At 62.9% G+C, this 348-nt stretch carries 1 protein-coding gene; it reads left to right on the forward strand.

The features are described from left to right. Positions 1-348: ribonuclease E/G (locus tag AC0IYH_RS30100; RefSeq protein ID WP_471837769.1), on the forward strand; the 348-nt coding region annotated here is incomplete at both ends.

A 348-nucleotide genomic window follows, 5' to 3' on the forward strand; every position in this document is an offset into this window, starting at 1 on the left:
TCGTCGGCCCCTGCGCTCGTCTATGGCGATAGCGACCTGATCAAGCGCGCGATCCGCGACATCTACAACGCCGGCGTCGATGAGGTCGTGGTCGAGGGCGAGGAAGGCTATCGCCATGCCAAGGACTTCATGCGCCTGCTGATGCCGAGCCACGCGAAGAAGGTGAAGCAGTATGCCGACGCCGTGCCGCTGTTCCAGCGCGCACACGTCGAAGACCAGCTCGCGGCGATGTACAACCCGGTCGTGCAGTTGAAGTCGGGTGGCTATCTCGTCATCAACCCGACCGAGGCGCTGGTGTCGATCGACATCAACTCGGGCCGCTCGACGCGCGAGCACAATATCGAACAG

Source organism: Pseudomonas sp. AC463 (genome assembly GCF_979253585.1).